25 protein-coding genes are annotated in these 24,683 nt (G+C 72.8%); 13 read left to right on the top strand and 12 right to left on the bottom strand.

Going from position 1 to position 24,683, the window contains the following annotated elements:
• The first annotated feature begins 131 nt into the window (after positions 1-131).
• Positions 132-1,613: a cation:proton antiporter gene (locus tag ABD241_RS14230; RefSeq protein ID WP_344063871.1), complete on the top strand. Its 1,482-nt coding sequence runs from the start codon at positions 132-134 to the stop codon at positions 1,611-1,613.
• A 104-nt stretch (positions 1,614-1,717) separates the two neighbouring features.
• Here ABD241_RS14230 and ABD241_RS14225 read toward each other — a convergent pair whose 3' ends face one another.
• Positions 1,718-2,245 carry a universal stress protein gene (locus ABD241_RS14225; protein WP_344063868.1) on the bottom strand — a complete coding sequence of 176 codons (528 nt, stop codon included), beginning with the start codon at positions 2,243-2,245 and terminating at the stop codon, positions 1,718-1,720.
• Positions 2,246-2,425: 180 nt separating this feature from the next.
• Here ABD241_RS14225 and ABD241_RS14220 point away from each other — a divergent pair, with 180 nt between their 5' ends.
• From ABD241_RS14220 to ABD241_RS14195, 6 genes are all read left to right on the top strand, one after another.
• Positions 2,426-3,079 (top strand): hypothetical protein, encoded by a 654-nt coding sequence (locus ABD241_RS14220; RefSeq protein ID WP_344063865.1) that lies wholly within the window; start codon positions 2,426-2,428, stop codon positions 3,077-3,079.
• Position 3,080: 1 nt separating this feature from the next.
• A complete protein-coding gene (locus ABD241_RS14215) occupies positions 3,081-3,584 on the top strand; it encodes a pyridoxamine 5'-phosphate oxidase family protein (RefSeq protein WP_344063862.1) in 504 nt (167 codons plus the stop codon).
• Positions 3,585-3,719: 135 nt separating this feature from the next.
• Complete coding sequence (locus tag ABD241_RS14210; RefSeq protein WP_344063859.1) at positions 3,720-5,474, top strand: sensor histidine kinase; 1,755 nt, start codon at positions 3,720-3,722, stop codon at positions 5,472-5,474.
• Complete coding sequence (locus tag ABD241_RS14205) at positions 5,471-6,163, top strand: response regulator (RefSeq protein ID WP_344063856.1); 693 nt, start codon at positions 5,471-5,473, stop codon at positions 6,161-6,163. Before ABD241_RS14210 ends, ABD241_RS14205 begins: the two co-directional genes overlap by 4 nt.
• 325 nt (positions 6,164-6,488) lie before the next feature.
• Positions 6,489-6,767 (top strand): ANTAR domain-containing protein, encoded by a 279-nt coding sequence (locus tag ABD241_RS14200; protein ID WP_344063852.1) that lies wholly within the window; start codon positions 6,489-6,491, stop codon positions 6,765-6,767.
• 14 nt (positions 6,768-6,781) lie between these two features.
• Positions 6,782-7,906, top strand: a complete 1,125-nt coding sequence (locus ABD241_RS14195; protein ID WP_344063850.1) for an ArsO family NAD(P)H-dependent flavin-containing monooxygenase — start codon at positions 6,782-6,784, stop codon at positions 7,904-7,906.
• A gap of 39 nt (positions 7,907-7,945) precedes the next feature.
• Here the strand turns inward: ABD241_RS14195 and ABD241_RS14190 are convergent, their stop codons facing one another.
• A complete protein-coding gene (locus tag ABD241_RS14190) occupies positions 7,946-8,785 on the bottom strand; it encodes an aldo/keto reductase (protein ID WP_344063847.1) in 840 nt (279 codons plus the stop codon).
• A 183-nt stretch (positions 8,786-8,968) separates the two neighbouring features.
• On the opposite strand from ABD241_RS14190, the gene ABD241_RS14185 reads away from it, so the two are divergent.
• The 3 genes from ABD241_RS14185 (at position 8,969) to ABD241_RS14175 (ending at position 10,789) form a co-directional block, all read left to right on the top strand.
• Positions 8,969-9,937 (top strand): aldo/keto reductase, encoded by a 969-nt coding sequence (locus ABD241_RS14185; protein WP_344063844.1) that lies wholly within the window; start codon positions 8,969-8,971, stop codon positions 9,935-9,937.
• A 127-nt stretch (positions 9,938-10,064) separates the two neighbouring features.
• Positions 10,065-10,433, top strand: a complete 369-nt coding sequence (locus ABD241_RS14180; protein ID WP_344063841.1) for a YidH family protein — start codon at positions 10,065-10,067, stop codon at positions 10,431-10,433.
• The gene (locus ABD241_RS14175; protein WP_344063839.1) at positions 10,430-10,789 is read left to right on the top strand and encodes a DUF202 domain-containing protein; all 360 of its coding nucleotides are present in this window, start codon (positions 10,430-10,432) and stop codon (positions 10,787-10,789) included. The genes ABD241_RS14180 and ABD241_RS14175 overlap by 4 nt, the downstream gene beginning before the upstream one ends.
• A 57-nt stretch (positions 10,790-10,846) precedes the next feature.
• On the opposite strand, the gene ABD241_RS14170 is transcribed toward ABD241_RS14175, so the two are convergent.
• Complete coding sequence (locus tag ABD241_RS14170) at positions 10,847-13,051, bottom strand: MMPL family transporter (RefSeq protein WP_344063836.1); 2,205 nt, start codon at positions 13,049-13,051, stop codon at positions 10,847-10,849.
• A gap of 188 nt (positions 13,052-13,239) precedes the next feature.
• On the opposite strand from ABD241_RS14170, the gene ABD241_RS14165 reads away from it, so the two are divergent.
• Positions 13,240-13,800 carry a TetR/AcrR family transcriptional regulator gene (locus tag ABD241_RS14165; protein ID WP_344063833.1) on the top strand — a complete coding sequence of 187 codons (561 nt, stop codon included), beginning with the start codon at positions 13,240-13,242 and terminating at the stop codon, positions 13,798-13,800.
• Positions 13,801-13,877: 77 nt separating this feature from the next.
• On the opposite strand, the gene ABD241_RS14160 is transcribed toward ABD241_RS14165, so the two are convergent.
• The 6 genes from ABD241_RS14160 to ABD241_RS14135 all read right to left on the bottom strand — a co-directional run bounded on the left by ABD241_RS14160 (position 13,878) and on the right by ABD241_RS14135 (position 21,389).
• Positions 13,878-15,854, bottom strand: coding sequence for an alpha/beta-hydrolase family protein (locus ABD241_RS14160; RefSeq protein WP_344063830.1), 1,977 nt, complete (start codon positions 15,852-15,854; stop codon positions 13,878-13,880).
• Between the two features lie 177 nt (positions 15,855-16,031).
• The gene (locus tag ABD241_RS14155; protein ID WP_344064205.1) at positions 16,032-17,105 is read right to left on the bottom strand and encodes an ABC transporter ATP-binding protein; all 1,074 of its coding nucleotides are present in this window, start codon (positions 17,103-17,105) and stop codon (positions 16,032-16,034) included.
• A gap of 125 nt (positions 17,106-17,230) precedes the next feature.
• Positions 17,231-18,850 (bottom strand): ABC transporter permease, encoded by a 1,620-nt coding sequence (locus ABD241_RS14150; protein ID WP_344063827.1) that lies wholly within the window; start codon positions 18,848-18,850, stop codon positions 17,231-17,233.
• Between the two features lie 7 nt (positions 18,851-18,857).
• The gene (locus ABD241_RS14145; protein WP_344063824.1) at positions 18,858-19,895 is read right to left on the bottom strand and encodes an iron ABC transporter substrate-binding protein; all 1,038 of its coding nucleotides are present in this window, start codon (positions 19,893-19,895) and stop codon (positions 18,858-18,860) included.
• A gap of 88 nt (positions 19,896-19,983) precedes the next feature.
• A complete protein-coding gene (locus ABD241_RS14140) occupies positions 19,984-20,988 on the bottom strand; it encodes a YihY/virulence factor BrkB family protein (protein ID WP_344063821.1) in 1,005 nt (334 codons plus the stop codon).
• Positions 20,989-20,993: 5 nt separating this feature from the next.
• Entirely contained in the window at positions 20,994-21,389 is a 396-nt protein-coding gene (locus ABD241_RS14135) for a three-helix bundle dimerization domain-containing protein (protein ID WP_344063818.1), read from the bottom strand.
• Between the two features lie 435 nt (positions 21,390-21,824).
• Between ABD241_RS14135 and ABD241_RS14130 the strand changes: the two genes are divergently transcribed.
• Together ABD241_RS14130 and ABD241_RS14125 are read left to right on the top strand one after the other, a co-directional pair.
• Positions 21,825-22,205, top strand: coding sequence for a cupin domain-containing protein (locus ABD241_RS14130; RefSeq protein ID WP_344063816.1), 381 nt, complete (start codon positions 21,825-21,827; stop codon positions 22,203-22,205).
• 50 nt (positions 22,206-22,255) lie between these two features.
• Positions 22,256-22,708 carry a MarR family winged helix-turn-helix transcriptional regulator gene (locus ABD241_RS14125; protein ID WP_344063814.1) on the top strand — a complete coding sequence of 151 codons (453 nt, stop codon included), beginning with the start codon at positions 22,256-22,258 and terminating at the stop codon, positions 22,706-22,708.
• Between the two features lie 19 nt (positions 22,709-22,727).
• Here ABD241_RS14125 and ABD241_RS14120 read toward each other — a convergent pair whose 3' ends face one another.
• The 3 genes from ABD241_RS14120 to ABD241_RS14110 form a co-directional block, all read right to left on the bottom strand.
• Positions 22,728-23,519, bottom strand: coding sequence for an amino acid ABC transporter ATP-binding protein (locus ABD241_RS14120; RefSeq protein WP_344063812.1), 792 nt, complete (start codon positions 23,517-23,519; stop codon positions 22,728-22,730).
• On the bottom strand, positions 23,519-24,298 hold the full coding sequence (locus ABD241_RS14115) for an ABC transporter permease subunit (RefSeq protein ID WP_142181311.1): 780 nt from the start codon (positions 24,296-24,298) through the stop codon (positions 23,519-23,521). The genes ABD241_RS14120 and ABD241_RS14115 overlap by 1 nt, the downstream gene beginning before the upstream one ends.
• Positions 24,299-24,350: 52 nt before the next feature.
• Positions 24,351-24,683 (bottom strand): type 2 periplasmic-binding domain-containing protein (locus ABD241_RS14110; RefSeq protein WP_344063807.1); only part of this gene is annotated, 333 nt, incomplete at its 5' end.

The raw sequence follows: 24,683 nt of genomic DNA, 5'->3' as shown, positions 1-24,683 counted from the left end.
GTCCCGTGCACGCCCGACTGGAACGTCCCGGGCGTGACGCGTGGTCCGCGGCGCCACCGCGCCGCGGATCGCGCGGGCCCTCAGTCGGGTAGGTGACAGGAGGCCCAACCGAGGAGCAACCCCATGTCGCCATGTCCATCGACCTGATCTACCTCATCGCCGGCGTGGCCATGTTCCTCGCAGCGGTGCTGCCGAGCGTCCTGGAGCGGTATGCCGTCTCGGCGGCGATGGTGCTGCTCGTCCTCGGCATGGGCATCGGCCTGCTGCCCCTGCCGGAGGGGATGCGCCTGGACCCTGTGGCCATCCGTCCCCAGGTGGAGCGGGTGACGGAGTTCGCGATCCTCGTGGCCCTCATGGGTGTGGGGCTCGCCATCGACCGGTCCTTCGACTGGCGCAGCCGCGCGTCCTGGGCGTCGTGGTCTCCGACGTGGCGGCTGCTCGCCGTCGCGATGCCGCTGTCGATCGGCGCGATCGCCCTGCTCGGCTGGGGGCTCGGCGTGGCGCCGGCCGCCGCGCTGCTGCTCGGCGCGGCACTGGCGCCCACGGACCCGGTGCTCGCCAGCGACGTCCAGGTCGGCGGCCCGCGGGTCGGTGAGGACCAGGTGAGTCCGGAGGACGACTCCGAGCACGACTCCGATGGTCGCTCCGACGACCACTCCGCCCACTCGCCGGCCCTCTCCCCCGAGCGCTCCGACGAAGTCGGCGACCCCGGTCGGGACGAGGCCGGCGACCGGGACGACGGCGACGACGGGGACGAGCCCGTCGACGAGAAGGACGACGTACGCTTCGCCCTCACCTCCGAGGCAGGCCTCAACGACGGCCTGGCGTTCCCGTTCGTGACGGCCGCTCTGCTCCTCGCCTCGGCAGGCAGCGTCGCGTCGTGGGGACTGCAGTGGCTGGCCTGGGACCTCGTCGGCAAGGTCGTCCTCGGCGTCGCAGCCGGTGCCGCCGTGGGCTGGGTGCTGGCCCGCATCGCCTTCCGCTCCTCCAGCCCGTCGCTGCGCCTGGCCGAGCAGGGCGAGCCGCTGCTCGCCCTCGCCGCCCTCGTCATGACCTACGGCGCGAGCCAGCTGGTCGGCGGCTACGGCTTCGTGTCGGTCTTCGTCTGCGGGATGACCCTGCGCGCCGCCGAGCGCAACCACCACTACCACCGGTCGATGCACGAGGTGGTGCAGCGCCTCGAGCGGCTGCTCACCCTGATCATCCTGCTGCTGCTCGGCATGAGCATGACCAAGGGTGTGCTCGACGAGCTGGACTGGCGAGGTGTCGCGATCGCCCTCGCCCTCGTCTTCGTCGTGCGCCCCACGGCCGGCTGGCTCAGCCTCCGGCTCGCTGCTCGCCGGGCCGATCTCCCGGGAGGGCTCGGACGGAGGGAGACGCTGGCGACCGCCTTCTTCGGCGTGCGCGGTGTCGGCTCCCTCTACTACCTGGCCTTCGCGGCGGGCGAGCACGCCTTCTCCGACGAGCGGTGGATGTGGTCGACCGTCGCCTTCACGATCCTGCTCTCGGTGATGGTGCACGGCACCTTCGCCACCCCGGTCATGCGCCACCTCGAGCGCCGCCGGGAGCGGGCCGCGCGGGCGACACGCACCGCCGAGGCCTCCGGGTTCTGAGACCGGTCAGTCGGGTCAGGCAGACCGGGTCGGGCAGACCGGGTCGGGCAGACCGGGTCGGGCAGACCGCGTCGAAGACTGGTCAGCGCGCCACGACAGACAGGTCAGCGCGCCACGACGACGGTGCACAGGGCGTGCTCGAGGACGGCGCGGGCCACGGACCCGAGCCTCATGCCGACGAAGCCGCCGCTGCCGGTCGCCCCGAGGACGAGAACGTCGGCCTCGGAGGAGAGCGCGATGAGCTGCTCTGCCGCGTGCCCCGAGATCACCCGCTGCTCGACCCTGACGTCGGGGAAGTCGGCGGAGACCTCGTCCACGACCTCCCCGAGGAAGGCGCGCGTGGCCTCCTCGGGGTCGGCCGTGAACCACCACGGTGACGCCCCGACTCGCTCGGGAGGCGCCAACGGGTAGAGGTGCCAGATCGAGACCGCGAGGACTGCGCACCCCCGGACGCGCGCCTCGGAGCAGGCCCATCGCAGCGCGATCCGGCTCTCCTTCGAGCCGTCCACCCCCACCACGATGAGTCCCGTCTGCCCAGCGGAGCCGGCACTCCCTCCTGCCGCCGTCCGCTGTGGCGCGCGTGACGGCTCGGATGCCGTCGGGTTGGCGTCCGGTCGCGTCGTCTCGTCCATGGAACTCACCTCACCTCACAGACTCGCCCACCCGGAAGGTCCGGGTCAGGTGCATTGGTCCTGTCCGATCCGGGACCTTGGTCCCGGCGGTCGACGACCTTCGGCCGTGATCCACGCCCCGGCCGTGAGCGCAGGATCGACGCAGTGCCGCACCAGGCGGCTGTCGACCACGGAGAGCCCATGTGCACGGTCCTCATCACGTATCCCACGCCCCCGCCGCCGACGGAGGAGCCCCCGCTCCAGCCCGCAGACGGTGACCTGTCCAGCGCTCGCGTCGATCGCAGCACATCGGTCGCCTCGACGACGGCGGGCATCGACGAGGGCATCGCGGCGACCATCGCCGACGAGCTGAGCAGCGTCGGGCACCAGGTGACGTGCAGGCCGTGCGTGGCGACACCCGTGACCGGCGGCTTCGACCTCGTCGTCGACGTCGAGCGCCTGCGGGTGACCCATCGCGGCACGCCGGCCCAGCGCGCGCCTCGGCAGCGACGCAGCCTGCTTCCCGACCCTGCGCCCTCGGACGAGCGCAACCACGGCGGCGAGTCGACGATCCCGATGACGTGGAGCGCCGACTGGCGGGCCGTCGACGCCTGGGCGCGCACCATCGGCGACAGCCTGGCCCGCTACCTCGAGCTGCGCAGCGAGCTGACCCGGGTGCGCACCGAGCTCGACCACTGCCGCGAGCTGCTGCACGCGGCCACCGCCCCGCCCGCGCCGCCCGCGCCGCCCGCGCCGCCCGTCGTCGAGGCCCCGCACCTGACGGGCGCCGACACGTCCCGCGGCCGACACCGTCACCGCCGGCTGTCACCAGCCGGTTCAGCCAGGGAGCCCTGACATGACCGTCTCCAAGTCGCCGGCCGGCCCTCGGGCCCAGTCGGTGCCCCAGCCGCACCGCTTCAGCCGCCGGCTCAACTACACCGATCTCACCCTGACCGAGTGCCAGGAGCTGCTCGAGGCGCGTGACATCGGCCGCATCGCCTGGAACGCGGGCGGCGGTCCACAGATCCTGCCGGTGAGCTACGCGTGTGTCGGCGACCTCGTGGTCTTCCGCACCTCCCCGTTCGGCGTGCTCTCCGAGCTCGTCCGCCCGTCGCAGGTGGTCCTCGAGGTCGACGACCTCGACACCACGCGGCACACGGGGTGGAGCGTCATCGTGCACGGCCGCGCCCAGGCGATCGCCTCACCCGCCCTGCTCACGCACCTCTGGACGGTCGACGGCGCCGAGCCCTGGGCAGGAGGGGTGCGCAACGTGTTCATCGGGATCACGCCGGAGAGGATCACCGGCCGCGCCTTCGGCCCGACGGGACTGTCCCACGATGTCCGGAAGGTCCCGAGCTGAGCCGGAGCACGCTACCCCGGAACAGCCCCGCAGGCCGCCCGGTCCGAACTAGCCTTGAGGTGTGACCGGGACGGGTACGACCTGCGCGAATTTCCGCCGTGTCTCCGCCCTGCGGACGGGACCGGGACGCCCCTGATGAGCGGACGGGCCCGTGCGGCGGCGGGTTCCTCAGGCTCTTCCGAGGACCGGCTCCGCACCCTGCTGGCCGCCAACCGCTCCGTCGTCTCCGAGCTGACCCTGCCTGCGGTCCTGCGGCGCATCGTCGAGGCCGCGCGCGACGTCGCCGGCGCCCGGTTCGCCGCTCTGGGGGTGGTCGGTCCCGACGGCCACCTGGAGCAGTTCATCCACTCCGGAATGGACGAGGCGGCCGTGGAGCGCGTCGGGTCCCTGCCCACCGGTGGGGGCATCCTCGGTGTCCTCATCGAGGAGCCGCTTCCCATCCGCCTGCACCGGATCGCGGACGACGCTCGGTCGGTCGGCTTCCCGGAGGGCCACCCCACGATGCAGGGCTTCCTCGGGGTGCCGGTCCGCTGCCGCGGCGAGGTCTTCGGCAACCTCTACCTCGCCGACCGGGTCGACGGCTCGGACTTCACCGACGACGACGAGGACCTCGTGGTCGCGCTGGCGGCCAACGCCGGCGTCGCGATCGAGAACGCCCGACTCTACGAGGAGTCACGCCGTCGTCAGGAGTGGCTGCGCGCCTCGGCGGACATCACTCGGGACCTGTTGCGCCCCGGCCTCGGCAGCGACGTGCTCGTCCGCATCGCGGACGCCGTGCTGCGCCTCGCCGACGCAGACGTCGTCACCCTCGACTTCCCCGAGATCGGCACCACCGGTGGTGGCGCGAACGTGGCCGGCGACGCCGCCGGGGACGGCACCGACCTGTATGCCGTCCGGCTCGTCGTGGAGGTCGCCCGCGGTCCCGGGGCCGACGACTTCATCGGGACGGCCTACGCCGCCGACGGGTCGCTCGCGGGTGTGGCGATGCGCGAGCGACGCGCCGTGGTCACCGGCCCCTCCCCCGACGGCACCGCCTCGCTGACCGCGGTGGCCGGCCGCGGGCCCTGCGGGCCGGCCATGGCCTGCCCCCTCGCCGGGGAGGCGGGCGTGCGCGGCGCCGTCGTCATGGCCCGGCAGGCCGGCGGTCCGGCGTTCACCAGGGCCGAGGTGGAGATGGCCGAGCAGCTGGCCAACCACGCAGCAGTGGCCCTGGAGCTGGCCGACGGACGCGCCGACGAGGAGCGCATCGCCGTGCTGGAGGACCGCCAGCGCATCGCCCGGGACCTGCACGACCACGTCATCCAGCGGATCTTCGCCACCGGGCTGTCCCTCGAGGCCGTGCGAGGCAGGGCCATCGAGCCGACGGTCCAGGAGACCCTGAGCCGCGCGGTCGACGACCTGGACGGCACGATCCGACGGATCAGGTCGGCGATCTTCGAGCTGCAGGTCCACCCGGCCTCCCGGGACGCGCGCGCCGTGCTGCTGGAGGTCGTGGCGTCCGCCTCGGCCGCGCTCGGCTTCGAGCCTGCCCTGAGGCTGCAGGGTCCCGTCGCCACGGCGCTGGAGCCCGCACTGCTCCACGACGTCACAGCCGTGCTGCGTGAGGCACTGACGAACGTCGTCAAGCACTCGAAGTGCTCAGCCGTCGACATCCGCGTGACGGTGTCCGCCGACCTCGTCACGGTGCAGGTCAGCGACGACGGTCCACAGGCCGATCCGGACACCTCACGTCGTCGGCGGACGTCCCCGACGATCGTGGGCGGCCAGAGCGGCCTGGCCAACCTCGCCAGTCGCGCCCGCGCGAGGCACGGCGACTGCACCCTCACCACCAACGAGACGTCGACGGTACTCACGTGGACCGCACGGCTGAGCGACGGGACCAACCGATGAACGGCGACGCGACCGACCAGGTGACGATCTTCCTGCTCGACGACCACGAGATCGTCCGCAGGGGCCTGGTCGACCTGCTCGAGGCGCATGACGGGTTCCGGGTCGTCGGCGAGGCGGGGACGGCCGCCGAGGCCCGACGGCGCATCCCGACCCTCGCCCCTCGGGTCGCGCTGCTCGACGCCCGACTGCCCGACGGCAGCGGCATCGACGTGTGCCGGGACGTCCAGGTCAGCAGCCCCGGCACCCGGTGCCTGATCCTCACCTCCTACGACGACGACGACGCCCTCTTCGCCGCGGTCATGGCCGGAGCCTCGGGCTACCTGCTCAAGCAGATCCGCGGACCCTCGCTGACGGAGGCGGTCGAGCACGTGGCGGCCGGCCACTCGCTCATCGACCCGGCCCTCGTCGAGCGCCTGCTCCAGCGGCTGCGCAGCCCGGAGACCGACGCCGGGCAAGGGGCCGCCGGCCGCCCCGACGGGCTCACGGAGCGCGAGCAGGAGATCCTCGGCCTCATCGCCGAGGGGCTGACCAACCGGCAGATCGGGGCGCGGCTGCACCTGGCCGAGAAGACCGTCAAGAACTACGTCTCGGGGCTGCTGGCCAAGCTCGGCTTCGAGCGGCGTACCCAGGCCGCGGTCTACGGGGCCCAGCACGCCGCCGAGGGCGAGCCGACGCACGAACATCCGTGACGGCATACGGCATACGGCATACGGCATACGCCAGACGACAGACGGCACGTGGCTCGGGGCGGGGGCCGCCTGTAACGCATCGGCGGTACCGGCGATGGTGTGGGTGAGGCGGCACCCGATCCCCCGAGCGGGTGCCGTCTCGCACGTCCGCCACACGAGCCGGGCGCTCCCCGGATGCTGCTGTCGGCGGCCTCGCCTAGGGTGGGAAGCTCACCGGTCGAGGTCGAGACAAGGCCCGCCGACCGGGTCGCATGAGGAGCGGTCCATGGAGCCAGAGGCCCCCGCGGGCAGATCACCATCGGAAGGAGTCGACGCGGCTTTCGGAGTGACAGGAGACCGGCCGGGAGAGCTGACGGCCGTCGAGTGCTACCTGCTGGACGCCCTCGAGCGTCTCGACGCGGCCGAGTGCCGGGCGATCCAGCTCGAGGCGGCCCTCGCCCACAGCAGGGACATCGGGGCCGCCATCGGCATCCTCATGGGCCTGTCCCGCCTGACGCGCGAGCAGGCCTTCCAGGAGCTGCGCCGCGCCAGCATGTCGCGCAACGTCAAGCTGCACGCGCTCGCCACCCAGGTCGTCGAGACCGGGTCGCTCGAGCTGTTCTGACGGCACCCGGGAGCGTGCACGACTCGAGCGCCGCGCGCGACGTGGAGGTCCTCGTCGTCGGCGCCGGCCAGGCCGGGCTCTCCGTCGGCTACCACCTGCGTCGGGCCGGTCTCGCAGCCCACACCGACTACGTCCTGCTCGACGCCGACGAGAGCCCGGGCGGGGCCTGGCAGCACGCCTGGCCCTCGCTGCGCCTCTTCTCCCCGCCGGGCTTCTCCTCGCTCCCCGGCTGGCTCATGCCGGCAACGGAGGAGGACTACCCGCCCGCCCGTCACGTCGTCGACTACCTCACCCGCTACGAGCAGCGCTATGCCCTGCCGGTCCGGCACGGCACCCGGGTCCTCTCCGTGGAGCGCGGACGAGGACCCGACGCCGCGCGCCTCGTCGTCCGGGCCCGCACGAGAGGCGCCCCCGCGACCTGGCGCGCCCGTGCGGTCGTCAGTGCCACCGGCACGTGGGGTCGCCCCTTCGTGCCGCGCTACCCCGGAGCCGAGGTGTTCGCCGGTGAGCAGCTGCACAGCGCCGCCTACCGCACCGCCGAGCCGTATGCCGGCAGGCGGGTCGTCGTGGTCGGCGGGGGCAACACCGCGGCGCAGCTGCTCGCGGAGGTGTCCCTCGTCGCCGACACCACCTGGGTCACACTGCGCCCACCGCGCCTGCTGCCCGACGACGTCGACGGCCGGGTGCTCTTCGAGGTGGCCACGGCCCGGCGCAAGGCCCTCGACAGCGGACGCAGCGACCCGGGCGGCGTGGCCGGGCTGGGCGACGTCGTCATGGTCCCCTCGGTGCGGGCGGCCCGCGACCGCGGCGTCCTCGTGGCGCGGCCGATGTTCGAACGCCTCACGGCCACCGGTGTCCGGTGGCCCGACGGCACGGCGCAGGAGGCCGACGTCGTGCTGTGGTGCACCGGTTTCCGGCCGGACCTGCAGCACCTGGCGCCGCTCCGCCTCCCCCGCGACGGCGCCCACCCCGCGGTCGTCGGGACCCGAGCGGTCGACGAGCCGCGTCTGCACCTCGTGGGCTACGGCGACTGGACCGGCCCGGCGTCGGCGACCCTCATCGGCGTCGGACGCACCGCGCGCGAGGCGGTGCGTGAGATCGTCCCTGCCCTCGACCGGCCGGACCTCGTCGCCCGGTGACGCGGACCGGTTGGCTTGGCCCGTGACCGAGCGCCGCCCTCACATCTCCTCGTGGGTGTCGGGGTCGCCGCCGAAGAGCCGCCCGTCCTCGCGCGCCAGCCCGCTGATCGCGGCCACCTCCTCCGGGCGCAGCTCGAAACCGAAGACGTCGAGGTTGGTCCGCTGGCGCTCGGCGTCGGCGGACTTGGGCAGGGGCACGACGCCGAGCTGCACCTGCCAGCGCAGGATCACCTGGGCCGGCGTGACACCGTGCTCCCGGGCCGCGGTCGCGACCGGGTCGGCGGCGAAGGGTGCGCTGCGCTTGCCGAGCGGGCTCCACGCCTCCGTCAGGATCCCGAGCCGCTCGTGTGCGGCGCGGAGCCGCTCCTGCGGGAAGAGCGGGTGCAGCTCCACCTGGTTGAGCACCGGCGTCACACCCGTGGCGTCCACGACGTCTGCCAGGTGCTGCTCAGTGAAGTTGCTGACCCCGACCGAGCGCACGAGCCCGCGCTCCCGGCACTCGACGAGCGCGCGGAACGCGTCGACGTAGAGCCCGACGCTCGGGTTGGGCCAGTGGATGAGGGCCACGTCCACCTGCTCGAGGCCGAGCCGCTCCAGCGACCCCTCCATCGAGGCGACGGCCCTGTCGTACGCGTGGTCGCGCCCGGGCACCTTCGTCTGGACGACGATCTCCTCGCGCGGGACGCCCGACCTGCGGATCGCCTCGCCGACCTCCCGCTCGTTGCCGTAGTTGACCGCCGTGTCGAGCAGCCGGTAGCCGGCGTTCAGCGCCGACTCGACGGCGCGTATGCCGTCCTCCCCCGTCAGCGGGTAGGTGCCGAAGCCGATGGCGGGCAGCGTGGTGCCGTCGGAGAGCGTGCGGGTCGGGACCGTCACCATGGACTCCAACCTAGGCGGCAGGTCCGCAGCGCGCGAGAGCGTGCCAGAGCGCCAGAGCGCGCCAAGGCGGACAGCGCGCCAAGGCGGACAGCGGCGTCCGACGCCACGCGGGGGACGACGGGGTATGGATCCGTCGCGCCGCCGACGCGCACGCGCGCGACCGAACCCTTGGAAGGACACCCCATGGAGTACACCCGCCTCGGACAGTCAGGCCTGCAGGTCAGCCGGATCGCGCTGGGCTGCATGAGCTTCGGCGACAGCGACCGCGGCAACCACGCCTGGTCGCTGGGCGAGACGGAGAGCGAGCCGCTCTTCCGCCAGGCGGTCGAGCTCGGCATCACCTTCTGGGACACCGCCAACGTCTACAGCGCCGGCTCGTCCGAGGAGATCGTCGGCCGGGCCATCAAGACCTACACGCGTCGCGAGGACGTCGTGCTCGCCACCAAGGTCCACGGGCGGATGCACGACGGTCCCGGCGGGGCAGGCCTGTCGCGCAAGGCGATCCTCGAGCAGATCGACGCCTCGCTCTCGCGTCTCGGGACCGACTACGTCGACCTCTACCAGATCCACCGTTTCGACCCCGACGTGCCGGTCGAGGAGACGATGGAGGCCCTGCACGACGTCGTCAAGGCGGGCAAGGCGCGCTACATCGGCGCCTCCTCGATGTGGGCATGGCAGTTCGCCACGATGCAGCACGCGGCCGACCTCGGCGGGTGGACGCGGTTCGTCTCGATGCAGGACCAGTACTCCCTCATGCAACGGGAGGAGGAGCGCGAGATGTTCGGGCTGCTCGCCGCCCAGGGCGTCGGGGCCATCCCCTGGAGCCCCCTGGCCCGTGGCCGCCTCGCCCGCCCGTGGGGCACCGAGACGAAGCGCACGGGCAGCGACGCGTTCGGCCAGACTCTCTTCTCCGACCGGGACAAGCCCATCGCCGACGCGGTGGAGCAGGTGGCGGGCGCCCGTGGCGTCCCGATGGCCCAGGTGGCCCTCGCGTGGGTCCTGCGCCATCCGGTGGTGAGCGCGCCGATCGTCGGTCCCACCAAGGAGCACCACCTCGCGGACGCCGTCGCCGCGCTGGACGTGCACCTCACCGACGACGAGGTGGCGACGCTCGAGGGCGCCTACACTCCGCGCGAGCCCACCGGCTTCTGACCTGCCCGGCGTCGTGCCGGGCGTGGCCGACCGCACCGCGAGGTGGGTCCCGGCGAACCGAGTCGGCGCGTGCGAGATGATCGAGGCGTCGCACGCCGTGCGACGGGCTCGGAGGAGGGAGGACACCGTGGCGACCGATGACCGTGGACGCTTCCCTCGGTCGGTGTTCGACGCGGGCGAGGACCCCGACCCGCGCTTCAGCCTGGCCAACGAGCGAACCTTCCTGGCCTGGATCCGCACCGGGCTGGCCTTCGTCGCGGCGGGCCTCGCCCTGGAGGCACTCCAGGTCGCGCTGGTCCCGTGGCTGCGGGTGACGATCGCGGTCGTCCTCGTGCTGGCGGGGCTGGCCGCGACGGCCCAGGCATGGCTGTCGTGGATGCGCACCGAGCGCGCCATGCGGCACCTGACACCGCTGCCGTCGTCGGGCCTCAAGCTGCCCATCACCCTGATGCTGGGCCTCGTCGCCGTCGCGGTGCTGGTGGCCGTGCTGCTGTGAGGCCATCCGCGCACGCCGGGCTCCAGCCGGAGCGCACCGCCCTGGCCTGGCGACGCACCGCCCTGTCCGTCACCGTGGGCTCGCTCGTCGGGCTGCGAGTGCTCCCGCCGCAGCTGGGTGCGCTGGGGTATGCCGTCTCGGCCCTCGGGCTGCTCTGGGGCCTCGACCTGGTCCTGACCGCCCGACGCCGCTACCGCGACGGGGCGCGGATGCTGCGAGCCGGCGCGGACCGCACCCCCCAGGGCCCCACCGCGGGGCCCACCACCGCGGGGGCCGCTCTCGCTCGGACCGCGGTCATCTCCGGACTCGTCGGGCTGACGGCCCTCGTGGCCATCGTCCTGCTCTCGACCCGCTGACGTCCCGACCCCGCATGTCGTGCCCCCTCTCGCACACGGCATACGGGGTCGGTCGGGTCAGCGGGCCGGCTGCACCTCGGCGCGCGTGGCGTCGGCGGGAGCGGTGGGTCGCAGGCTCTCCCCCTCGATGTCGACGTTCGGCATCGCGCGGTCGAGCCAGCGCGGCAGCCACCACGCCCGGTCGCCGAGGAACGACATGACGGCAGGCACGAGCGACAGGCGTACGACGAAGGCGTCGACCGCGACGCCGAAGGCCAGGGCGAAGCCCATCGACTTGATGATCGGGTCCTCGACGAGGACGAAGCCCGCGAAGACCGACATCATGATCAGCGCCGCGGCGACGACGACCCGAGCGCCGTGCCCGACACCGGAGACCACGGCCGCTCGCGACGTCTCGCCGTGGACGAAGTCCTCCCGCATCCGCGAGACGAGGAAGACCTCGTAGTCCATCGCGAGACCGAAGAGGATGCCGATGAGCAGGATCGGCAGGAAGCTCACGAGCGGCCCTGCGGTGTCGAGGCCGACGACCGAGCGCAGCCAGCCCCACTGGAAGATCGCGACCGTCGCGCCGAACGCCGCGCCGATCGTCAGCAGGAAGCCGAGCGTGGCCTTGAGCGGCACGAGCAGCGAGCGGAACATCAGCATGAGCAGCACGAAGCCGAGGCCCACCACGACGAGCAGGTAGACGGGCAGGGCTGCCGCGAGCTTGTCCGAGACGTCGACTCCCACGGCCGTCACACCGGTCACCGAGATCTCGGTGCCGGTCGAGGCGGCCGTGCCGGCCAAGGCCGACCTGAGGTCGCGCACGAGGTCGAAGGTGGCGTCAGCGGTCGGGCCCGACCTGGGGATCACCGCGAGCAGCGTCGTGCGCCCGTCGGCGCTGGTCTGCCCGGGGGCGACGGCCAGGACGTCGCTCAGGCCGGTGGCGGCCTTGGCGGCACCGGCCGTCGCCTGCTGCACCTGCTCCTTCGCGGCGCCGTGGACGACCATGACGAGCCGGCCGTTGAAGCCCTCGCCGAAGCCCTCGGAGATGAGGTCGTACGCGACGCGCTTGCTGCTCGTGGCCGGCGCGGTGCCGTCGTCGGGCAGTGCCAGCCGCATGTCGGCGGCAGGCAGCGCGACCGCCCCGAGGACGACCACGCCGGCGAGCAGCACCGGGACGCGGTGGCGCACGGTGAAGCGCCCCCATGCGAAGCCGCGGTTGCCGGCCTGCTCGTCGAGGTCGGCGCCACCGCCCCCGTCCCGGTCGGCTCGACGCTGACTGCGCGAGAGCACGCGGTCGCCGGCGAAGCCCAGCAGCGCCGGCAGCAACGTGACCGCGACCAGGACGGCGACGAGGACGGTGCCGGCTGCGGCGAAGCCCATGGCCGTCAGGAACGGGATGCCGACGACGGAGAGGCCGGCCAGGGCGATGAAGACGGTGAGGCCGGCGAAGACGACGGCCGTCCCGGCGGTCCCCACGGCCCGGCCCGCCGCCTCCTGCCGCTCGAGGCCGAGGGCGAGGTTGTGCCGGTAGCGGGAGGTGATGAAGAGCGAGTAGTCGATGCCGACGGCGAGGCCGAGCATCAGGGCGAGGACGGGCGTGACGCTCGAGAGCTGGACGGCATGTCCGACGATGAGCAGGCCCACCATGCCGACGCCCACGCCGACGAGCGCGTTGACCATCGTCATGCCGGCGGCCACGAGCGAGCCGAAGGTGAGCACGAGGACGACGAGCGCGACGAGGACGCCGATGCCCTCGGTCGAGCCGATCTCGGGGGTGGCCAGGAGCGGCTCGCCACCGGCCGCGACGGCCCAGCCCGAGGGCGCCCCGCTGCCGAGGGCCTCATAGGCCGAGCGCTGGTCCGCCGTGAGCTCGTCGGCGGTCTTGGCGAACTGCACCGTCACGAGGCCGTAGCGACCGTCCTGGCTGATCGCCTTGGTCTGCAGCGGGCTGAGCGCGGCGACGACACCCGGGACCTTCGTGGCGCGCGCGACGATGTCGTCGAGCACCGCCTTGGAGCTCGGCGCGACGACCGTCTGGCCGGCGGGGGCGCGCACGACGACGGTGCCGGAGGCCCCGCTGGCCTGCGGGAACTCCTTGGCGAGGGCTTCGAGCGCGCGCTGCGACTCGGTGCCGGGGATCGTGATGCTCGAGGTCGGCGCGGCGCCGAGGGTGAGCAGGACACCGGCGAGCGCGGCGAGGAGGACGAGCCATGCGGACGCGACGACGCCGCGCCGGCCGAAGGCGAAGCGTCCGATGCGGTAGAGCAGGGTGGCCATCGGGTGACTCCAGGGTCGGCAGGGTGGTGCCCGAGCGGCTCGGGCGACGGAGCAGTGACCGGGCACCGTCGGCCGGCGTCCCAAAGTTATCCGATCGGCTAAGTACGGACAAGCGGCAGCCGGTGCCCGGCCGCTACGCTGGCGCCGGTCCGCCAGGGCCGACCGCGGCAGGACGGGAGGGAACCGGGATGGCTCGACCCCAGTCGCCCCGTGGGCAGGGCCGCAGGCGCGTCATCGACGCGGCCGTCGAGCTGTTCGCCGAGCACGGTGTGCGGGGCACCTCGCTGCAGATGATCGCCGAGCACCTCGGCGTCACCAAGGCGGCGGTCTACTACCAGTTCCACGCCAAGGAGGACATCGTCCTGGCCGTGCTCGAGGAGGCGCTCGAGGACATGGCGGCCTTCGTCAGCGCCGCCGAGGCGGAGCCGTCGCCCGACGCCGCCGCCACCGCGGCCCTGCGCGGGCTGGTGGACCTCATGGTCGGCCACCGCAAGGCCGTCGCAGCCCTCATGCGCGACCCGGAGGTGGAGCGCATCATGGCCGCGCACGCCGACCTCGACTCGCTCGTCGGCCGGCTGACCGCCCTGCTGCTCGGCCCCTCCCCCACCGTGCGGCGGCGCATCGCCGTCTCCGTCGTCGGCGCCGGCGTGGCCCAGGCCGGCATCGACCCGATGCTCGCCGACGTCGACGACGAGACGCTGCGCGCGCAGCTGCTCGAGCTCGGCCCGACGATGCTCGCCCGCGGCTGACACCCGGTCCTCGGGCCCAGGGCACGAGGTCGCACGGTCACGGCGTCAAGGAATCACACCGTCACGGCGTCACACGGTCAGGAGAAGGCCTCCTCGCGGTAGGCCTCCCGCCGGCGCACCGCGTCCTGGATCGCGGCCATCTGCTCGTCGGTGCACTTGAGGCCGTAGACGTCGCGGATGAACTCGGGCAGGTCGGCGCGGTAGTCGTGGGCCCAGGCCCGGAAGGACCCCGGGATCTGCGCGTTCTTCATGTCGACGAGGGTCTGGACGAACGTCGTGATGGGTCGCCACCGCATACCGGCCGGTATGCCGCGAGGCGACCGTCCCGGGATGTCCTCGCGCCGTGGACGGTCGGGTCCCAGCCAGGCGGGCCGGCGGTTGAGCAGGTCGGGACCGAACTTGGTGACGCCGTCGTTGTCGTGGCTGAGCAGCACGTAGCGCACCCGCGAGCGCGCCTCCTCGCCGAGGGCGAGGAACTGCTCGTAGTCGTTGACGACGGTCACGAGCGACGGGTCGACGTCGGGCCGCGGGGGCCCGGTGACCTCGTGCATCCACTTGCTGCCTCCCGGGGTGCCGATCCACAGGGCGCGGTCGATGCCGAGCGCCTGCGGGCCGAGGGTCCCCCAGCCGAGCAGGACGTCCTGGCTGGTGTGGGCGCCGAGCGACTCGCCGAAGAGCACCACCTCGGGCCGCTTGTCCGGTGGCATGTCGCGGACGCGCTGGAGGATCCGCAGCCACAGCAGGCGGTTCTGCTCGCGCGCGTCGCGGACCTTGCCGAGCGAGAGCGGCGACGGGCGCTTGGAGTACTGCATCGTCACGCTGGCGACGTCGCCGCGCGTGAGGTACTGCGCGACGGCCATCGCCACGTAGTTGACGTAGCCGGTGCCGGTCGGCGACACGAGCATCAGCAGCGAGCGGGACCAGGCGTCGGTGCGGTCGAGCTCCGCGATCGCCAGCTCCACCCGCTCCGTCGGTGTGGCGGCGCTCTCGAGGCCGACGAAGACCTGCACGGGGTGGGCGCGTGCCGGCTCACCCATGACCGTCTGGATCGACATGTCCGTCGGCACCGTCCCGTCGGGCAGCGGCGGCGGTGAGGCGACCCGCTCGGGCCTCACGAAGGAGACGGCGTGACGTCGGCCCTCGCGGCCGAGGGAGTCCCACGAGACGAGGCTCGCCGGGTCACCGCTCACCAGCGGGTCGGTCCACACGCCGGGGGCGGCGCGCATCCACGGGTCGACCGTGGTGGTGACCGACTCGATCCGTTGCATGGCCCGCGTCCAGAGCGCGTTGAAGACGGCTCCTCCGGCGGCGACGAACGCGGCGTGCGAGAAGAGCTGCCAGGCCAGGCTGTCGCCCGGGGACGCCCCGGGAGCGAGCCGGCGCACCTGTTGGGCGGTCCACCGCTCGGCCCACGCCGCGCCGTAGAGGATCGCGAGGACGCCTGCCCCGGCCGCCAGCCCCTTGGCGGTGGGCACCTCGTCGACCGGTTCGACGGCGCTCCCGGTCTCGGCCCGCTGGAACCGGTCGATGACGGCCGCCGCGGCCAGGCCCACCGGGATCGACAGGGGCAGGGCGGCGAGGCGTCCGCCGGCGCCGAGCGCCCGGTCCAGCCGCCGCACCCCGGCGGTGGCGCCGATGAGCACCGTGCCGCTGAGCGCCGTGGCCCCCATCCGCCAGGCCAGCTGCCGTTCCAGTCCCTGCCCGGCCGTGCGGACTCCGCGCCGGTCGAGGTATGCCGTGAGGCCGAGTCCCACGGGGACCATGCCGACCTCGCAGCCGAGGGCCGCCGCCGCGTTGCGACGTTCGTCAGGCCAGTCCTGCGGGAAGAGGCCCCACGTGGTCGCCGCACCGGCCGCGGCCCGTGCGATGACGTCGATGACGTCCTGCGAGGTCAGGGCGACGAGGTAGTGCCCGCCGGTGGACAGGCCGGTGATGAGGCCTTGGTCCTGCCAGGACCGCTTCGACAGCGAGGGAGCGAGGGTCGAGGGCGTCACGACGGACGCCATGACGAGGCCCACCTTCTGCCCCGTCTGCACGAAGTCCGACTGCTTCATGAACGCCTCCTCGCACCGGTCGCGTGCGAACCTCGTGCCGCACGCGCTCCCTGCCTCGAGCATCTCCGCCGGGGCGTCTGCGTCACTCACCCGTTGCGGATGAATCTGCCAGGTCCGCAGCAGCGCCCACAGGGCGTCGTGGCCGGCGCGAGGACTGGTGCCAGGCGGCGGCCCGGCTCAGGCGTCCGGCTGGAAGGCGATGGCCTCCCCCTCGATGCGCAGCCGCAGCTCGGTCCCGCGCGGCGCGATGAAGGCACTCGAGTGGCGGATGATGATGACCTGCCCCTCGCGGGCGAGCGTCGAGGTCTCGCAGCCGGGCTCGCGACCGGGCCGGAGCTCGAGCCGCACGGTGCTCTCGGGGCCGAAGTAGTCGGTGTCCAGCACGACGCCCCGGATCGGGCCGTGCTCGTCGACGCGGATCTGCTCGGGCCGCAGCATGAGCTGCACGCGTCCACGGTGCGCCGTCGGTGCGAGACGGACGGTGCCGAGCGAGCAGGTGGCGGTGTCGCCGTCGGCCCACGCCTCGAGCATGACCGCGTCGCCGAGGAACTCGGCGGTGGCCCGGTCGACGGGGCGGGTGTAGACCTCGAGCGGGCTGTCGACCTGGGCGAGGCGGCCGTCACGCATGACGGCGACCTGGTCGGCGAAGGAGAGCGCCTCCGCCTGGTCGTGCGTGACGAGGACCGTCGTGATGCCGGCGTCACGCAGCACCCCACCGACGGTGCGCCGGGTCGCCACGCGCAGGCCGGCGTCGAGGGCCGAGAAGGACTCGTCGAGGAGCATGAGCTCGGGCTCGCGGGCCAGGGCACGGGCGAGCGCGACGCGCTGCTGCTGGCCACCGGACACCTCGTGCGGGCGGCGGTCGGCCAGGGCTGGGTCGAGCGAGACCATCTCGAGCAGCTCGCCGACCCTCGCGCGGGTGGCGCGGCGACCGGCGCGCCCGGCCGCGCGCTCCATCCCGAAGGCGATGTTCTGGCCGACGGTCAGGTGTGGGAAGAGGGCGCCGTCCTGGGCCACGTAGCCGACGTCACGGTGGTGCGCGGGGACCCAGAGGTCTCCGGCGGCCAGGTCCCGACCGCTCAGCACCACGGTGCCGGCATCGGCGCGCTCGAACCCGGCGATGAGCCGCAGCAGCGTCGTCTTGCCCGAGCCCGACGGCCCGACGATCGCCGTGGTGCTGCCGGGCTCGACCGACAGGGTCACGCCGCGCAGCACCTGCTGGGCCCCGAAGCGCTTGGCGAGGTCGGCCACCTCGAGGCGGCCACGTTCGGCGGCATACGGCTGCTCGGACGCTGTCCTGGACGCTGCGCTGGTCGCGGTGCCGGTGGCCTGCGCGCTCGCGGGGTCGCTCGGCGCGGTGCGCCTGGCTGTGGGGGTCACTGTCCGGCCGCTTTCTTGGACTGCTGGAAGAGGAGGTAGGTCATCGGTGCCGAGAGCACGACCATGAGCAGGGCGTAGGGCGCGGCGCCGGCGTAGTCGATCTCGCTGCTCTTGGCCCAGAACTCGGTGGCGAGGGTCGTGGTGCCGTTGGGTGAGAGGAGCAGCGTCGCCGTCAGCTCGTTGACGATGGCGAGGAACACGAGGGCAGCCCCGCCTGCGGCGGCCGGGGCCGCGAGCCGCAGGGTGACGCGGACGAAGGCTGCGAAGGGACGCACCCCGAGGGCCTGCGCGGCCTCCTCGAGCTCCCTGGGGGCCTGCGCCAGTCCCGAGCGCAGGCTGACCAGGGCGCGGGGCAGGAAGAGCAGGACGTATGCCGCCACGAGCACGAACGCCGTCTGGTAGACGGAGGGAAACAGCCGGATGCTGACCGTGACGAAGGCCAGGCCCACGACAATGCCCGGCATCGAGCTGGTCACGTAGTTGGACAGCTCGAGCGAGCGCGTGAACCAGCTCGGGCGGCGCACCGCGAGGAAGGCCATGGGGAAGGCGACGGCCGTCGTCACGGCCGCCCCGGCCAGGCCGTAGAGCAGGGTCTGCACCAGGGCCGGCACGAGCTCGTCCGGCACCCAGATGGCCGAGCCGCCGAGCACGACCCAGCGCACGACGAACCACATCGGGACGCCGACGGCCAGCACGACGAGGAGCAGCAGTGCGAGCTGCGCGGGCACGTGGAGCCGGCCGAGCGGCATACGGCCGGGGGCCGCCTGCCCGCCCGATCCGACCCGGGCGTAGCGGGCGGTGCCGCGGCTGCGGACCTCCGCCACGAGCAGCAGCAGGCACAGGACCACGAGCACACTGGCGAGCATGTTGCCGGCCGCGCCGTTGAAGGTGGACTGGTACTGGACCATGATCGCGGTCGTGAAGGTGTCGAAGCGGATCATCGCAAAGGCGCCGTACTCGGCCAGCAGGTGAAGGCCCACCAGCAGCGCGCCGCCCGTCATGGCCAGGCGCAGCTGCGGCAGCACGACGCGCCGGAAGACCTGCCAGGGGCCGAGCCCCACCGAGGCCGCCGACTCCTCGAGGGCCGGGTCGAGGCGGCTCAGCGTCGCGGCCGCGGGAATGTAGACGAGCGGGAAGTACGACAGCACCGAGATGAGCACGCCGGACCACAGGCCGGCGAGCGAGGGCACCGCCGACACCCAGCCGTAGCTGTTGACGAACGCCGGGATGGCGAGCGGCGCGGCGAGCGCCAGCGCCCAGAAGCGATTGCCGCGCAAGCGAGTTCGCTCGACGAGCCACGCGCCGCCGACGCCGAGCACGACGCACAGCGGCACCGAGACGAGCATGAGCAGGATCGTGTTGAGCAGCAGCTCGCCGACCCTGGCGCGGAAGATCAGCTTGGCCGCGGTGTCCCAGCCGGTCGCGACCGTCATCACGACGACGTAGCCGAGCGGCATGAGCGAGAACAGCGCGATGAGCACGGCGATGACCGCGAGAGCCGATGGCCGGCGACGGCTGCGCGCCGGGCCCGGGAGGGTGCCCGGGCCCGGCGTGGCGTCGGCGTCCGCACCGGGTGCCCGGCGGGCACCCGGTGCGGTCGTCAGGTCGGTGGTCACCCGACTACTACAGCAGACCCGCCTTGGTCATCAGATCGGTGACCGTGGCGGAGTTCAGCTTGGCGGGGTCGACGCTCGGCGCCTGCAGGTCCTTCAGCGGCACGAGGGCCGGGTTGGACGGCACGTCCGAGCCCACGGCGTACTCGAAGGACGTGCCCTTCTGGAGCACCTCCTGGCCGGCCTTGCCGGTGATGAACTTCAGCAGCGACTGGGCGGCCGCTGAGTTCTTCGACGACTTGAGCACTCCCCCGCCCGAGACCGAGACGAAGGCACCGGGGTCCTGGTTCTTGAAGTAGTGCGTGCCGAGGTTGGCGGAGTTCTCGCCGGTCTTGGCCTGGTCGCCGTAGTAGTAGTAGTGGTAGATGAGGGCGGTCTCGACCTCGCCGGAGTTGACGGCCTTCATGGCGGTGCTGTTGCCCTTGTAGACCTTGGCGTTGGTCTTCATCGCGGTCAGCCAGTCGTTCGTGACGGCCTCGCCCTTGAGCTCGAGCAGGGCCGAGACGATGGCCTGGAAGTCGGCACCGGAAGGGGATGCTGCCCAGCGGCCCTTCCACTCCGGCTTGGCCAGGTCGAGCATCGAGGCCGGGAGCTGGTTCTGCTGGACCTTGCGCTTGTCGTAGACGAGGACCGTCGAGCGCGCGGCGATCCCGACCCACTTGCCCGTCGAGGGACGGTACTGCTCGGGCACCTGGGCCAGGGTGGCCTTGTCGACGTCGGCGAAGAGGCCGGCGTTCTCGACCTGCGTCATGGCGGGGCTGTTCTCGGTGAGGAAGACGTCGGCCGGCGACGCCGCGCCCTCCTGCATGATCTGGTTGGACAGCTCGGTGTCGGAGCCGTTGCGCACGGTGACCTTGATGCCGGTCTGCTTCGTGAACGCGTCGACCCACTCCTTGGTCAGGCTCTCGTGCTGGGCGTTGTAGAGGGTGATGGAGCCCGTGCCGGCGCTGGAGCCGCCGCCGGCGGCGCCGGAGCCGCAGGCGCTGAGGAGCAGAGCACCGACCGCGGTGACGGCGACGCCCAGGGAGGCGTGGAGGCGAGAGGTCATGGGTGAGTGGCCTTCGTCGTGTGGGGAGGGAGGCAGGCCGGCGCGGCCTGCTGGACGGGATAGGTAAGGCTTACCTTACACACGCCCATCAGCGAGACCGGACGCCCCCCTCCCCCTGCACCCGCTGGCGTATGCCGCTCGCCTGGGTCTCGGCCAGCGCTGCCGTCAGCGAGGCCACTGCATAGAGGGCACAGGCCTGCAGGTACAGGACGAAGAGGATCCCGATGGGTGCCGCGAACGCTCCGTACTGCGGCCGTCGTACGACGAAGCCCACCAGCAGCGCCATCGTCTGCTTGAGCACTTCCATGACCAGCGCCCCGACTGCGGCTCCGCTGACCAGCGCGTGGCGAGGAGGGCGGATCCCTCCGAGCCGGCCGAGCACCCAGTACACCGCGACGAAGTTGCAGAGCAGCGCGGCAGCGAGTGCGGTGGCGCCGAGGAGTGAGGTGGGTCCGTCCCAGTGCAGGCCGAGGGCACCGAGAATCCGGCCGAGCACGTCGGTGGTCACGCTCGCGCTCACGAAGGACAGCAGCACCACCGGGGCGAGGACGAGGAACCAGCCGAAGGCCCAGACCCGCACCTGGAGCACGTTGCGCGTGTTGACCGGGGCGCCGTAGATGGCGTGCACCGAGCGACTGCCGGCCATCACGGCGCCTGTCGCGCCGTAGACGAGGCCGATGGCGCTGACCACAGAGGTCACCTGCCCGACGCTGTGCAGCACGCCGGGGTCCAGCCCGGACGCACCCACCAAGCCGGGAAAGGCGGCGGACACCGCCTCGGTGATGTACGCGGACATCCGCTCGGCGCCCAGTGCGGCGCTCAAGCCGTATCCGAGCGTGAGGGTCGAGAAGAGCGCGAGGAACAGGTAGTACGTCGTGCCCGCCGCCAGCAGGGTGGCCCGGGAGCCGATGAAGCGACCTCCGGCTCGCAGGACGAGCCGAACCCCCTCTCCGACCCCGTCGCTCCGGGCCCCGAGCTTGCGAACACGCCTCGGCAGCTTCGGTGCCGGTGGGTCGAGCCCCCTCCCCGGGATGGCGCGGAGCGGCGTGGCGTCCCAGCCACTGCTGTCGTGTCGCGGGTCGGACGGAGTCATGGGCCTCAGGCCGACGGCTGCTGCAGGTCCGAGGCCCCGCCGACGAGGCGGTCAAGCCGGTCGCGAGCGCCTCGCTCGACCAGAAGTGGCACGTAGGCGCGGACCGGACCGGTCAGCTCCCCGTAGGCCAGGCGAACCGCGGCCTCGACCACGACGGCGTCGACGGTCGGGAACCGTCGTCGCAACGCCCGTTCGACGTCCGTGAGCGCCTGCCGCTCGCGGGCAGTGTGAACGGAGGCCATCGCCGGGCCTGCCTGGAGCACGGGCCCGAGCTCGGCGTCCGAGTCGGCTGCCTGGTCAGCCTCGGGAAGACCCGTGCCCGCGCGACTCGCGGCCGGGACACCGGCTTGCAGGACGGCGTGGCCGACGGTGACCCCTCCGACGACGGCACCGTGGTTCACGGCCCGGAGGAGCGATCGGCACGCGCTCGTGAGCCTGCCAGCCGACCCCACGATCGCGGCCGTGACCAGCGGGACAACCCGGAGCTCCACCCCTGCTCGCCCCCTTCGTCGTCCCCGTGGCTGACCCCACCGTCCTCCACCCCCGCTCCTCGCGCTTCAACCTCCGGGGATGAGGGTCACCGGCACGCCCCAGCCAGGACCTGCTGGAGCAGGTCGGTGTCTTGTCACTGGGCCGTGGCGTCCGCGACCGACTCGACCAACGCCCCTCGCAGCGGGACGGGTGCGGGCATGGACAACACTGTTGTCTAATCCACGGCGCTCGCGTACGCTGCTCGACATAGACAACGTTGTTGTCTATGTCGGATACGAGCCCCGGTCCACAGAAACCACGCCGGAGCATCACGACAGCAACGGCTCAGACCAAGGAGAACCACCATGTCCCTGCACATCCCCCTCGACACGGCCCGCACCGTCACCACGGCGGCCGCGACCATGCGCACGCTGGTCTCGCCCAGCACGTCACCGGCCATGGAGGTCGCCGTCTGGCGAACCGAGCTGCCTGCGGGTGCCGCCGGCCCCCGGCACACCATCGACGGCGACCAGCTGGTGGTCGTCGTCAGCGGCGCGGTCGCCGTGGACGTCGACGACACGGCATACGAGGTCGGCGCCGGCGACGCCTTCCTGCTGCCCGGCGGCTCCCCCCGCGTGCTCGCGACGGCCGGTGGGGAGCCGGCGACCACGATCACGGTCGGCCGACCCGGTGCACGCGCCGCCGTCGGGGACGGCGAGCCCGTCCCGGTGCCGTGGACCGCCTGAGCCCGGTGTCCAGCCGCCCTTCCGGTCCCAGGCTCACTACCCTCGGCGGGGTGCGTGACATCCCGCTGGTCCGGCTGCTGTCGATGGCCGTGACCGTCGCCCTCGACGAGCTCCACCAGGAGCTCAACTCCGGCGGCCACCCCACGCTCCGCCCGGTCCACGGTTACGCGCTCAACGCCGTGCTCAACGGCAACGACACCGCCAGCGCCGTGGCGCCGCTCCTTGCGATGACCAAGCAAGGGGCGGCGCGTGTCATCCAGCACCTGCTCAACGAGGGCTACCTCGAGTACGGCACGGCCGACGGCGATGCGCGCAGCAAGCCACTCGTGCTCACCTCCCGCGGCCACGACGTCATCGCCCTCTCCGTCAGCGTCCAGGAACGCATCGAGGAGCAGTGGGCCGACGTCGTCGGGCCACGTCAGATGGCCGGCGCCCGGCGCGCCCTCGAGCAGGCCGTACGCCACGGCCGCGACGAGCTCCCCGCCATCCGTCTCGGCTGGTGAGCCGTCCACCCCACGCGGGTCAGAGGACCTGGGAGAGGAAGCGCTGGAGGCGCTCGGTGCGCGGGGCCTCGAAGACTGCGTCGGGCTCGCCGGACTCGACGACCCGGCCGCCGTCCATGAAGAGCACCTGCTGCGCGACCGACCGGGCGAAGCCCATCTCGTGCGTCACGACGAGCATCGTCATGCCCTCGGCCGCAAGGTCGGCCATGGTCGCGAGGACGCCCTTGACGAGCTCGGGGTCGAGCGCCGAGGTCGCCTCGTCGAAGAGCATCACCTCCGGCTCCATCGCGAGCGCGCGGGCGATGGCCACGCGCTGCTGCTGGCCGCCGGAGAGGCTGCCGGGGCGCACGTCGGCCTTGTGCGCGAGGCCCACGCGGTCGAGGTGGTGGTGAGCCAGCTCCGCCGCATCGTCCTTGGACAGGCCCTTCAGGTGCACGAGGCCGAGCGTGACGTTCTGGCGAACCGTCTTGTGCGGGAACAGGTTGAAGTGCTGGAAGACCATCCCGACGCGCTGGCGCAGGGCGTCGGGGTTGTCGGCCAGGACGCTGCGGCCGTCGAGGAGCACGTCACCCTGGTCGGGTTCGAGCAGGCGGTTGACGACGCGCAGCAGCGTCGACTTGCCGGACCCGGAGGGACCGATCACGCAGGCCGTGGTGGCCGCCTCGACGTCGAGGTCGACGCCCCGCAGCACCCGGTTGGAACCGAAGGCGAGGTGGAGGTCGCGGGTGGCCACGGCGACCCCCGCTGCGGCGCCGGCCTCGGCGCGCGACCCTGCAGCGGGCACTCTGGTGGACGGGGTGACTGCACTCATCAAACCTCCTGGGGCACGGACACGGTCGCGGGCAGTGAGTCGTCGGGCTCGTCGTCACCGTGCGCGCCGTCGGCTCGCCGGCCCTCCCGAAGGCGTCGGTCGACGGCGTTGACGACGTGCGTCAACGGCACGGTGATCACCAGGTAGAACAGGCCCGCGAGCAGCAGCGCCGACTGGTTGCCCGAGTTCGCCGCGGCGTCCTGGCCGATGCGGAACAGGTCGCGCTGGCTGGCGAGCAGCCCGAGGAAGTAGACGAGCGAGGACTCCTTGACCAGCGCGATGAACTGGTTGACCAGGGCCGGGAGGACCCGCCGCACGCCCTGGGGGATGACGACCAGCCGCATGCCGGAGGTGCGGCTGAAGCCGAGCGCGCGAGCGGCCTCGAGCTGGCCGCGGTCGATGCTCTGGATGCCGGAACGGAAGATCTCGCCGATGTACGCACTGGCGATGAGCGAGAGCGCGAGGATCCCGAGCGGGTAGGGGTTCGGTCCCCAGATCTTCAGGCCGACCGGCGCCAGGCCCACACCGATGAGCAGGATCGTCACCGCCGCGGGCAGGCCCCGGAAGATGTCGGTGTAGACCCGGGCCGGCCACCGCAGCCAGCGCCGCGACGAGAGGCCCGCCACGGCCAGGAGCATGCCGAGCACCGTGCCGATGACGGCCGAGGACAGGGCCAGGATCAGCGTGTTGACCAGCCCCACGCGAAGCAGGTCGGGCAGGGCTGCCCGCATGGCACCCCAGTCGAGGAACGTCTCGCGCAGCGTGTTCAGGACGTCCATGCGGCCCCTCTCCGGTCGTCGGCGTGCAGTCTCGGGTCGTTGTCGGCGTGCGTTACTTCGCGGCCCCGGCGCTGCCGGGCTTGAAGTCGGCGGGGATGGCGCGGCCGGGGTAGTACTGCTTCTGCAGCTTGGCCCACGTGCCGTCGGCGATGACCTCGTCGATCCCCTTGTCGAGCGCGGCCCGCAGCTTGTCGTTGCCCGGCGCGACGGCATACGCCATGCCGCCGGGGTCGAGCTGCTTGGCGACGGACACGATCTTGCCGCCGGAGTCGGCGGCGGTCTTCTCGCCGATCTCGGCGGGGGTGATCCACGCGTCGGCGGTGCCGGAGCGCAGCTGGTTGAGGGCCGCGTTGTAGTCCGGGACGCGAACGGGGTTGAGGCCCTT

The organism is Terrabacter lapilli (genome assembly GCF_039531305.1).
GTDB classification, from domain to species: domain Bacteria; phylum Actinomycetota; class Actinomycetes; order Actinomycetales; family Dermatophilaceae; genus Terrabacter; species Terrabacter lapilli.
The sequence above is the reverse complement of the archived record's forward strand: the minus strand, read 5'-3'. Positions and strand labels throughout refer to the sequence as shown.

What these genes read in the sequence shown, in the direction of transcription:
- ABD241_RS14230 (WP_344063871.1), top strand. Translation starts at nt 132, where the DNA reads ATGTCCATCGACCTGATCTACCTCATCGCCGGCGTGGCCATGTTCCTC.
- ABD241_RS14225 (WP_344063868.1), bottom strand. Translation starts at nt 2,245, where the DNA reads ATGGACGAGACGACGCGACCGGACGCCAACCCGACGGCATCCGAGCCG.
- ABD241_RS14220 (WP_344063865.1), top strand. Translation starts at nt 2,426, where the DNA reads ATGTGCACGGTCCTCATCACGTATCCCACGCCCCCGCCGCCGACGGAG.
- ABD241_RS14215 (WP_344063862.1), top strand. Translation starts at nt 3,081, where the DNA reads ATGACCGTCTCCAAGTCGCCGGCCGGCCCTCGGGCCCAGTCGGTGCCC.
- ABD241_RS14210 (WP_344063859.1), top strand. Translation starts at nt 3,720, where the DNA reads ATGAGCGGACGGGCCCGTGCGGCGGCGGGTTCCTCAGGCTCTTCCGAG.
- ABD241_RS14205 (WP_344063856.1), top strand. Translation starts at nt 5,471, where the DNA reads ATGAACGGCGACGCGACCGACCAGGTGACGATCTTCCTGCTCGACGAC.
- ABD241_RS14190 (WP_344063847.1), bottom strand. Translation starts at nt 8,785, where the DNA reads ATGGTGACGGTCCCGACCCGCACGCTCTCCGACGGCACCACGCTGCCC.
- ABD241_RS14185 (WP_344063844.1), top strand. Translation starts at nt 8,969, where the DNA reads ATGGAGTACACCCGCCTCGGACAGTCAGGCCTGCAGGTCAGCCGGATC.
- ABD241_RS14170 (WP_344063836.1), bottom strand. Translation starts at nt 13,051, where the DNA reads ATGGCCACCCTGCTCTACCGCATCGGACGCTTCGCCTTCGGCCGGCGC.
- ABD241_RS14165 (WP_344063833.1), top strand. Translation starts at nt 13,240, where the DNA reads ATGGCTCGACCCCAGTCGCCCCGTGGGCAGGGCCGCAGGCGCGTCATC.
- ABD241_RS14160 (WP_344063830.1), bottom strand. Translation starts at nt 15,854, where the DNA reads ATGAAGCAGTCGGACTTCGTGCAGACGGGGCAGAAGGTGGGCCTCGTC.
- ABD241_RS14145 (WP_344063824.1), bottom strand. Translation starts at nt 19,895, where the DNA reads ATGACCTCTCGCCTCCACGCCTCCCTGGGCGTCGCCGTCACCGCGGTC.
- ABD241_RS14140 (WP_344063821.1), bottom strand. Translation starts at nt 20,988, where the DNA reads ATGACTCCGTCCGACCCGCGACACGACAGCAGTGGCTGGGACGCCACG.
- ABD241_RS14130 (WP_344063816.1), top strand. Translation starts at nt 21,825, where the DNA reads ATGTCCCTGCACATCCCCCTCGACACGGCCCGCACCGTCACCACGGCG.
- ABD241_RS14120 (WP_344063812.1), bottom strand. Translation starts at nt 23,519, where the DNA reads ATGAGTGCAGTCACCCCGTCCACCAGAGTGCCCGCTGCAGGGTCGCGC.
- ABD241_RS14115 (WP_142181311.1), bottom strand. Translation starts at nt 24,298, where the DNA reads ATGGACGTCCTGAACACGCTGCGCGAGACGTTCCTCGACTGGGGTGCC.